This window comes from Roseovarius sp. MBR-6 (assembly GCF_040547525.1).
Lineage (GTDB): Bacteria > Pseudomonadota > Alphaproteobacteria > Rhodobacterales > Rhodobacteraceae > Roseovarius.
In genome coordinates this window covers 38,073-47,660 of sequence record NZ_JBEPPW010000020.1, presented here as the reverse complement: position 1 = coordinate 47,660, position 9,588 = coordinate 38,073, and the positions used below count along the sequence as shown (strand labels likewise).

Genomic DNA, 9,588 nt, shown 5'->3' with positions numbered 1-9,588 from the left:
GCTATTTGGGCAGCGCACGCGCCATGGCGCTTAGTGCCCCGCCACTGGCCTACTTTTGCACCGCCACGTGGCCGGTTTTGTCTCCGCCGTTGACATAACTTTCGCGCAGCGATGATCGTTCTAAATTTTGCGCTCTTCGAGGGCTGTGAACGGATCCTTGAGGATGCGGACATGGACTGGCTCAGGCAGAACTTCGCATTCACGAAACCATAGCCAAATTCCTCGCGGCGCCTCTCTATCTCGCCTCAGTCTGATTGACCCCAGGGTCCGTTTCACTCGTGAAACGGACCCTTTCTTTTTCATATGGGCCGGAGAGGATCACATGGCCGCCGGCTACCTGCAAAAACGACGAAGGAGGCCCTCCCTCAACCCCCAAAGGTGTTCCAAGACGGCGATGAGCGGCCTCGCTGGAAGTTCGAGCTACGTGCGTTCCGTAGAGCGGTCAGACGCACGAGTGAATATCGCCATCCTCATCTGGTGACGCGCCTTCTCGGTGAGACGCGTCACCAGATGAGGATGGCGTCTTGTCCGGCGAGGATCTCGATCCTTTCCGGAGCTTTCGAGAACTCTGAATACGTGGATGCTGCTGCCGCGAGGGTTCTTCGAACAGGGGCGTCGTGCAATCCCGCACAGCGATCCCGCACCGTCGTGGCCCCTTCACACGGCGGTGTCTGACCGCGCCAGTTCAAGCAATCGTGGCATTCGCCACGAGCTGGTCGCGAGAGGTTCCAAAATGAACCAGCTTACCATCGTTCCTACATTCCCTGCTCTCCGATCCACGGTACTGGATCGCCTTTTCGATTATCTCGATGACCACGGCGAAAGCCTCGACAACGTGTTTCGTCAGGTCCGGGCGGATCCCGATGTCGGCGAGCAAGCAGCCCTTCGAGAAATCGCCGAACAGGTCCAAGCGACCAAAGATGGCCGGACCCTCACGCTGCGTCTGCAGACCATCATGGACGAGCTTCTCTGCGTGATTGGTGAGCCCCTCGCGGAAATCGAGGGAGCCTACTACGGCCCGGAATTCGACAGGGCGCTGAGCTGGCACGCTGCGCGGCTCACCGATCTGGGGCGGGACATCAAGTTCGCATTTCGGGTGTGACCAGCCCACCCCCATCGCCATCACAGAAGACCCCCCCTCGTCGGCTTTCATGTCGGCGGGACGCGTGTGGAGCAATTTGTGGGGCAAATTTCGCCAATCATCCGGCCAAAACCTCAGAAAATCAACAAATTCTGGATTTTAGGCTTGACGAGTGGTGCCCAGGAGAGGACTCGAACCTCCACGGCCTTGCGGCCACTGGCACCTGAAGCCAGCGCGTCTACCATTCCGCCACCTGGGCAGGTGTCGTGACGCTGGCGTTTAGACGCAGCCCGCGCAGGTGTCAACGGCGAATTCGCGCGATCTGTCGCAGGGTGCTTAACGCCTTGTCGCGCCGGAGCGTCGGCGCTAGGAAAGAGGATGTAATCGCGGATCGGAGGCCCTCATGTCCCAGCTTGTCACAATCTTTGGCGGATCGGGTTTTGTCGGTCGCTACATCGCGCGGCGGCTGGCGGCAAAGGGCTGGCGGGTGCGGGTCGCGGTGCGGCGGCCCAACGAGGCGATGCACGTCAAACCCTACGGCGTGCCGGGCCAGGTGGAGCCGGTGTTCTGCAATATCCGCGACGATGCGAGCGTGCGCGCGGTGATGCAGGGGGCCGATGCGGTGGTCAATTGCGTCGGCACCTTTGATCGCAAGGGCCGCAACAATTTCCAGGCCGTGCAGGCCGAGGGCGCGACGCGCATCGCGCGCATCGCCGCCGAGGAGGGCGTGGCGCGAATGGTGCACCTGTCGGCCATCGGCGCGGATGCGGGCGCGAAGAGTCTCTATGCGCAGAGCAAGGCCGCCGGTGAGGCCGGTATCCTCGACCATATGCCGCAGGCGGTGATCCTGCGCCCTTCGGTGATCTTCGGGGCCGAGGATCAGTTCTTCAACCGTTTCGCCGCGATGACACGGCTTGGTCCGATCCTGCCGGTGGTGGGCGGGGGCACGCGGTTTCAACCGGTGCATGTGGACGATGTGGCACAGGCGGCGGTCATGGGTGTCACCGACGCGGCTGCGCCGGGGATTTACGAGCTTGGCGGGCCGGAGGTGGCGACGTTCCGGGATCTCATGCAGATGATGCTTCGGGTGATCCGGCGGCGGCGGCTCATCGTGAACATTCCGTTCGGCGTTGCCGCGCTCATGGCCGGGGCGATGGAGTTGGTGCAGACGGTCACGCTTGGCCTTGTGCCGCCGCAGATCACGCGCGACCAGGTGCGCAGCCTGCGGGTGGATAATGTGGTGCAGGCCGGGGCCAAGGGCTTTGCCGATCTGGGGATCGTCCCGGTCGCGCCCGAGGCGGTGTTGCCCGATTACCTCTGGCGGTTCCGCCCGACGGGTCAGTTCGAGGCGATCCGCGAATCGGCGCGCAACCTGCGCGCCTGAGCCTTACGTGTAGGCGATCCAGAGCAGAACGGCCCCAAGTCCGATGCGGTAGATCACGTAAGGCGTGAAGCTGACGCTGCGCAACAGCCGCATCATCAGGCTGAGCGCCAGCAGCGCGGCGACAAAGGCAAAGAGCGCGGCAATCGCCCCGTCGCGCAAAAGCGCCGTATCGGCGTCCATCGCCACCTCCAGACCCAGAAGCGCGCCGCTCGCCATGATCGTCGGGATCGACATGAGCATGGAGATGCGCGCGGCGTCATGGCGCGCATAGCCCAGAAACCGCGCGCCGGTGATGGTGATGCCCGAGCGCGACGTGCCGGGAATGAGCGCCACGGCCTGCCAGAGGCCAAGCGTGACCGCCTCTCGCATCGTCCAGTTTTCGGCGGTCTTCTCGCTGCGGCCGCGCTGATCCGCCCACCACAGCAAGAGGCCGAAGATGATCGTCGCCCAGGCGATCACGGTGATCGAGCGCAGCGCGTCGTTGAGACCGGTGAGCTTGAGCAGCAATCCAAATAGGATCACCGGCAACGTGGCGACGATCAACAGCAGCGCGAGGCGCGCGCCGGGGGTGTCGACGCGCCCGGTCAAAAGGCGCGGCAAAGCGGCGAGCGCAGGCCCGACATCGGCACGAAAGAACAGCATGACGGCAAGCAGGGTGCCCACATGCACAGCCACGTCGATGGCCTGCCCCTGATCCGCCATGCCGGTTAGCGCAGGCAGGAGAATCAGATGACCCGAGGAGGAGATCGGCAGGAATTCGGTGATGCCCTGAAGGACCGCAACCATAAATATCTGAAAAATTGGCATTTTTTTACGTCCTGCAAGGATTTGCGCGCATGTATATCTGATCTGTCGGCAAGCGCAAATCCCGAGATATGTCCGTATCGGAACTATATATCAGGGGATGGACAGGAAAAATTCACACTACGGCAAAAAAATATGAAAACAGGTCAGTATGTATGACTTTTCATTCGTGGCGAAGCCTTCTATACAAATGACTTGTCCAGACTCGGGAGGATGCCGCATGGCAAAGCAGGCGATGTTGACATTCGTGACGGTCGGGCGTGACATGCCCGCCAAGCGCGAGGCCGAGCACCGGCGACAGGATTTCGGCGAGATCTATGCCGAATTTGCCGACGCCAAGGCCAAGGAACAGGCCAGCCGGTGCAGCCAATGCGGCGTGCCCTATTGCCAGACCCATTGCCCGCTGCATAACAACATCCCCGACTGGCTGCGCCTCACTGCCGAGGGGCGGCTGAAAGAGGCGTATGAAATCAGCCAGTTGACCAATACGTTTCCCGAAATTTGCGGGCGCATCTGCCCGCAGGACCGCCTCTGCGAGGGGAATTGCGTGATCGAGCAGTCGGGCCATGGCACCGTCACCATCGGCGCGGTCGAGAAATACATTACCGACACCGCCTGGGAAGAGGGCTGGGTCGAGGCCATCGCCCCCAAAACAGAGCGGGGTGAGAGCGTCGGGATCATCGGTGCGGGGCCCGGCGGCCTTGCCGCCGCTGACGTGCTGCGGCGGGCCGGTGTGCAGGTCACGGTCTATGACCGCTATGACCGCGCGGGCGGGCTCATGACCTATGGCATCCCCGGCTTCAAGCTGGAAAAGGACGTGGTGATGCGCCGTATCGAGCAGCTTGAACAGGGCGGCGTGGACTTCGTGCTGAATTGCGACGTGGGCACGGATCTGGGCTTTGACGAGATTCGCAACAAACACGACGCGGTCATGATCGCCACCGGGGTCTACAAGAGCCGCGAACTGGACGGGCCGGGGGCGGGGTCGCAAGGCATCGTGCGGGCGATTGACTACCTGACGGCAAGCAATCGCGTGGGCTTTGGCGACCGTGTGCCGGAATATGAGAGCGGCGAGTTGAACGCGGCGGGCAAGCGCGTGGTTGTGGTCGGCGGCGGCGATACCGCGATGGATTGCGTGCGCACGGCGATCCGGCAAGGCGCAAAATCGGTCACTTGCCTTTATCGTCGGGACCGCGAGAACATGCCCGGCAGCCAGCGCGAGGTGGCCAATGCCGAGGAAGAAGGCGTTGTTTTCGAATGGCTGAGCGCGCCTGTGGGCTTTGCGGGTAATCCGGTGACGGCGGTGAAGGTGCAGAAAATGCGCCTTGGCGCGCCCGATGCGACGGGCCGCCAAAGCCCCGAGCCGATCGAGGGTGCCATCGAGGACGCGCCCGCCGATCTGGTGATCAAGGCGCTCGGATTTGAGCCCGAAAACCTGCCGACCCTCTGGAACAAAAAGGAATTGGAAGTCACCCGCTGGGGCACGGTCAAGGCCGAGTTCACCACCGGGCGCACCGCGCTGCCGGGGGTCTATGCGGTCGGCGACATCGTGCGCGGCGCCTCCCTCGTGGTCTGGGCGATCCGCGACGGGCGCGACGCGGCGGCGGCCATACTCGACGATCTCGATGGCGCCAGGGCGGTTGCGGCGGAATAGCGGTCAATCGCCGTCGTTCCGGCAGACTGCAGCAAGACAACAAGACAGACATTCTGACCCACCGGGTTGAGGAAGGGAAAGACCGATGACGACATTCAATTCCGACTGGGCGGCCAGGGAAGAGGCCAAGCGCGACTGGCTCGCCGCGAACGGCATGTATGCCCATGAGGAGGAACATTCCTCCTGCGGGGTCGGGCTGGTGGTGTCGATCGACGGCACGCCCTCGCGCCGCGTGGTGCAGGCGGGGATCGACGCGCTCAAGGCGATCTGGCACCGGGGTGCGGTTGATGCCGATGGCAAGACCGGCGACGGGGCGGGGATCCATGTCCAGATCCCGGTTCCGTTCTTTTACGACCAGATCCGCCGCACCGGGCACGAGCCGGACGAAAGCCGCCTTATCGCGGTGGGGCAGGTCTTCTTGCCGCGCACGGATTTCGGCGCGCAGGAACGTTGCCGGACCATCGTGGAAACCGAAGTGCTGCGCATGGGGCACACGATCTATGGCTGGCGGCATGTGCCGGTCGATATCACCTGTCTGGGCGAGAAGGCCAATGCAACCCGGCCCGAGATCGAGCAGATCCTGATTTCCGATGCCAAGGGGCTGGATGAAGAAGAGTTCGAGCGCGAACTTTACGTGATCCGCCGCCGGATCGAGAAGGCGGTGACGCAGGCCGGGATCAACGGGCTTTACATGGCGAGCCTCTCGTGCCGCAGCATCATCTACAAGGGCATGATGCTGGCCGAGCAGGTGGCGGTGTTCTATCCCGATCTTCTGGACGCGCGGTTCGTCAGCAACTTCGCCATCTATCATCAGCGCTATTCCACCAATACCTTCCCGCAATGGTGGCTGGCGCAACCCTTCCGGATGCTGGCGCATAACGGCGAGATCAACACCCTCAAGGGCAATGTCAACTGGATGAAAAGCCACGAGATCCGCATGGCGAGCGGGGCGTTCGGCGATCTGGCAGAGGATATCAAGCCGATCATCCCGCAGGGGTCCTCGGACAGCGGCGCGCTCGATGCGGTGTTCGAGTTGCTGGTGCGCGCCGGGCGCAACGCGCCGATGGCCAAGACCATGCTGGTGCCCGAGTCGTGGTCGAAGCAGGCCGAGGAACTGCCCAAGTCATGGCGCGACATGTATTCCTATTGCAACTCGGTGATGGAGCCGTGGGACGGGCCCGCAGCCCTTGCCATGACCGATGGCCGCTGGGTCTGCGCCGGGCTCGATCGCAACGGGCTGCGCCCGATGCGCTATGTCGTCACCGGTGACGGGCTGGTGATCGCCGGGTCCGAGGCCGGGATGGTGCCGGTGGACGAGGCATCGGTGAAGGAAAAGGGCGCGCTTGGCCCCGGTCAGATGCTGGCGGTGGATACGAAAGAGGGCAAGCTTTATCACGACGCGGAAATCAAGGACAAGCTGGCCCATGCCCAGCCCTATGCGGATTGGGTGGGCAAGATCAACGAATTGGACGATGTGCTGGCGGGCGTGACGGAAAAGCCGCTCTTCACCGGGGCGGAGTTACGGCGGCGGCAGATCGCGGCGGGCTACACGATCGAGGAGATCGAGCAGATCCTTGCCCCAATGGCCGAGGACGGCAAGGAGGCGGTGGCCAGCATGGGCGATGATACGCCTGCGGCTGTTCTCTCGCGGCAATACCGCCCGCTCAGCCATTATTTCCGGCAGAATTTCAGCCAGGTGACCAACCCGGCGATTGATTCCTTGCGCGAATTCCGGGTGATGAGCCTCAAGACGCGGTTCGGCAACCTCAAGAACGTGCTGGACGAGAGCAGCGCACAGACCGAGATCATCGCGTTGGAAAGCCCGTTTGTCGCCAACGCGCAATGGGATGAGTTGCTGCGGCAATTCGGTGGCGATGTGGCCGAGATCGACTGCACCTTTGCCCCCGGCGGCACCGCGCTCCAGGACGGGCTGGAGCGCATCCGCGCCGAGGCCGAGGACGCGGTGCGCTCGGGCGTGGGCAATATCGTGCTGAGCGATCACGGGTTGACGGAGACCCGCGTCGGCATGCCGATGATCCTGGCGACGAGTGCTGTGCACAGCCACCTGACGCGCAAGGGGTTGCGGACCTTCTGTAGCCTCAATGTGCGCGCGGCCGAGTGTATCGACCCGCATTATTTCGCCGTGCTGATCGGCGCGGGCGCGACCACGGTCAATGCCTATCTGGCCGAGGACACGGTGGCCGACCGCATCGCGCGCGGCCTGATCGACGGCAGCCTGACCGAGGCGATGGCGCGCTATCGCGCGGCGATTGATCTGGGCCTTCTCAAGATCATGTCCAAGATGGGCATTTCGGTGGTGTCCTCCTATCGCGGCGGCCTCAATTTCGAGGCCGTGGGCCTGAGCCGCGCGCTTTGTGCCGAGTATTTTCCGGGGCTGACGAGCCGGATTTCGGGCATCGGCGTGTCGGGGATTCAGGCCAAGCTCGAGGAGGTTCATGGCCGCGCCTTTGGCGGCGGTCAGGATATCCTGCCGATCGGCGGCTTCTACAAGGCGCGTAAATCGGGCGAGACCCATGCCTGGGGCGCGCAGACCATGCACATGATGCAGACCGCCTGCAACACGGCAAGCTATGCGCTGTGGAAGCGGTATTCAGCCGCGATGCAAGCCAATCCGCCCATCCATCTGCGCGACCTGATGGCGATCAAGCCCATGGGCGAGGCGGTGCCCATCGAGGAGGTCGAGAGCGTGACCGCGATCCGCAAGCGGTTCGTGACGCCGGGGATGAGCCTTGGCGCGCTCAGCCCCGAGGCGCACAAGACCCTCAACGTGGCGATGAACCGGATCGGCGCGCGCAGCGACAGCGGCGAGGGCGGCGAGGACCCGGCGCATTTCACGCCCGAGCCGAATGGCGACAACCCATCAGCCAAGATCAAGCAGGTGGCGAGTGGTCGGTTTGGCGTGACGGCGGAATACCTCAACCATTGCGAGGAGTTGGAGATCAAGATCGCGCAAGGTGCCAAGCCCGGCGAGGGCGGGCAATTGCCGGGGATGAAGGTCACGAAGCTGATCGCGCGGCTGCGGCATTCGACCGAAGGGGTCACGCTGATCAGCCCGCCGCCGCATCACGACATCTATTCCATCGAGGATCTGGCGCAGCTCATCTATGACCTCAAGCAGATCAATCCAGAGGTGAAGGTCTGCGTGAAGCTGGTGGCGCAATCGGGCGTGGGCACGATTGCCGCCGGTGTGGCCAAGGCCAAGGCCGATGTGATCCTGATTTCCGGGCACAACGGCGGCACCGGGGCCTCGCCCGCCACGTCGATCAAATATGCAGGCCTGCCGTGGGAGATGGGCCTCACCGAGGCGCATCAGGTGCTGAGCATGAACAACCTGCGCGAGCGGGTGACGCTGCGCACCGATGGGGGCCTTCGCACGGGCCGCGACATCGTCATGGCGGCGATGATGGGGGCCGAGGAATACGGCATCGGCACGGCGGCGCTGATTGCCATGGGCTGCATCATGGTGCGGCAGTGTCAGTCGAATACCTGCCCGGTCGGCGTCTGCACGCAGGACGAAGCGCTGCGCGGGAAATTCACCGGCACGGCCGAGAAGGTGGTCAACCTCATCACCTTCTATGCGCAGGAGGTGCGGGAGGTTCTGGCCTCCATCGGCGCGCGGTCGCTCGACGAGGTGATCGGGCGGGCGGACCTGCTGACGCAGGTCAGCCGTGGCTCGGCGCATCTGGACGATCTCGACCTCAATCCGATGCTGATCACCGTCGGCGCGGTCGGGCGGCAGCGGCTCGACCGCACCCGCCCGCGCAACGAGGTGCCCGACACGCTTGATGCGGAAATCGTGCGCGATGCGGCGCGGTTCCTCAACGATGGCGAGAAGATGCAGCTTCACTATACTGTGCAGAACACGCATCGCTCGGTGGGCACGCGGGTGTCGTCGCATATCGTGCGGCGCTTCGGGATGCGCAACAGCCTGCAACCCGATCACCTGACGGTGAAATTGACCGGCAGCGCCGGTCAGTCGCTGGGGGCCTTCGCGGCACCGGGGCTGAAGATCGAGGTATCGGGCGATGCCAACGACTATGTCGGCAAGGGCCTCTCGGGCGCCACCATCGTGGTGCGCCCGCCGATGGCAAGCCCGCTTGTCGCGCATGAAAACACCATCATCGGCAACACGGTTCTGTATGGTGCGACCGACGGCTATCTCTTTGCCGCCGGGCGCGCGGGCGAGCGGTTCGCCGTGCGCAATTCCGGCGCGCGCGTGGTGGTCGAGGGCTGCGGCAGCAACGGCTGCGAATACATGACCGGCGGCGTGGCGGTGATCCTGGGCGAGATCGGGGCCAATTTCGGCGCGGGCATGACCGGGGGCATGGCCTATGTCCACGATCCCGAGGGCCGCGCGCCGATGCTCGTGAACGGCGAGACGCTGGTTGCCTGCAAGGTCGCCGAGGCGCATTGGGAGGCCGAACTCAAGGGGCTGATCGAGCGGCACCTGTCCGAGACAGGCAGCCGCCGCGCTCAGGACATCCTGCGCTATTGGGACCGCGAATTGCCCCATTTCGTGCAGCTTTGCCCGCGTGAAATGCTGGACAAGCTTGCGCATCCGCTCGGGGTGACGCCGAAGGCGATCCCGGCGGAGTGAGGCCGCTTCACGGGTGACAGGGATGGGGGCGGGCCAATGGGCCGCCC

At 63.9% G+C, this 9,588-nt stretch carries 5 protein-coding genes and 1 tRNA gene; 4 read left to right on the top strand and 2 right to left on the bottom strand.

What is annotated here, in order from left to right; all coding sequences use genetic code 11:
- Window positions 1–580 precede the first annotated feature (580 nt).
- Entirely contained in the window at window positions 581–1,102 is a 522-nt protein-coding gene (locus ABIE57_RS17775) for a hypothetical protein (protein WP_354540371.1), read from the top strand.
- Between the two features lie 152 nt (window positions 1,103–1,254).
- Here ABIE57_RS17775 and ABIE57_RS17770 read toward each other — a convergent pair.
- A tRNA-Leu gene (locus tag ABIE57_RS17770) sits at window positions 1,255–1,340 on the bottom strand.
- A gap of 144 nt (window positions 1,341–1,484) precedes the next feature.
- Here ABIE57_RS17770 and ABIE57_RS17765 point away from each other — a divergent pair.
- Window positions 1,485–2,465 carry a complex I NDUFA9 subunit family protein gene (locus tag ABIE57_RS17765; protein WP_354540370.1) on the top strand — a complete coding sequence of 327 codons (981 nt, stop codon included), beginning with the start codon at window positions 1,485–1,487 and terminating at the stop codon, window positions 2,463–2,465.
- A 3-nt stretch (window positions 2,466–2,468) separates the two neighbouring features.
- On the opposite strand, the gene ABIE57_RS17760 is transcribed toward ABIE57_RS17765, so the two are convergent.
- A complete protein-coding gene (locus ABIE57_RS17760; protein ID WP_354540369.1) occupies window positions 2,469–3,272 on the bottom strand; it encodes an undecaprenyl-diphosphate phosphatase in 804 nt (267 codons plus the stop codon).
- 217 nt (window positions 3,273–3,489) lie between these two features.
- On the opposite strand from ABIE57_RS17760, the gene ABIE57_RS17755 reads away from it, so the two are divergent.
- On the top strand, window positions 3,490–4,923 hold the full coding sequence (locus ABIE57_RS17755; protein WP_354540368.1) for an NAD(P)-dependent oxidoreductase: 1,434 nt from the start codon (window positions 3,490–3,492) through the stop codon (window positions 4,921–4,923).
- Window positions 4,924–5,008: 85 nt separating this feature from the next.
- Entirely contained in the window at window positions 5,009–9,541 is a 4,533-nt protein-coding gene (gene gltB / locus ABIE57_RS17750; protein WP_354540367.1) for a glutamate synthase large subunit, read from the top strand.
- Window positions 9,542–9,588 lie beyond the last annotated feature (47 nt).

Excerpts from the sequence above, each read along its gene's own strand:
- ABIE57_RS17755 (WP_354540368.1), top strand. The coding sequence starts at position 3,490 with ATGGCAAAGCAGGCGATGTTGACATTCGTGACGGTCGGGCGTGACATG.
- ABIE57_RS17775 (WP_354540371.1), top strand. The coding sequence starts at position 581 with ATGCTGCTGCCGCGAGGGTTCTTCGAACAGGGGCGTCGTGCAATCCCG.
- ABIE57_RS17760 (WP_354540369.1), bottom strand. The coding sequence starts at position 3,272 with ATGCCAATTTTTCAGATATTTATGGTTGCGGTCCTTCAGGGCATCACC.
- gltB (WP_354540367.1), top strand. The coding sequence starts at position 5,009 with ATGACGACATTCAATTCCGACTGGGCGGCCAGGGAAGAGGCCAAGCGC.
- ABIE57_RS17765 (WP_354540370.1), top strand. The coding sequence starts at position 1,485 with ATGTCCCAGCTTGTCACAATCTTTGGCGGATCGGGTTTTGTCGGTCGC.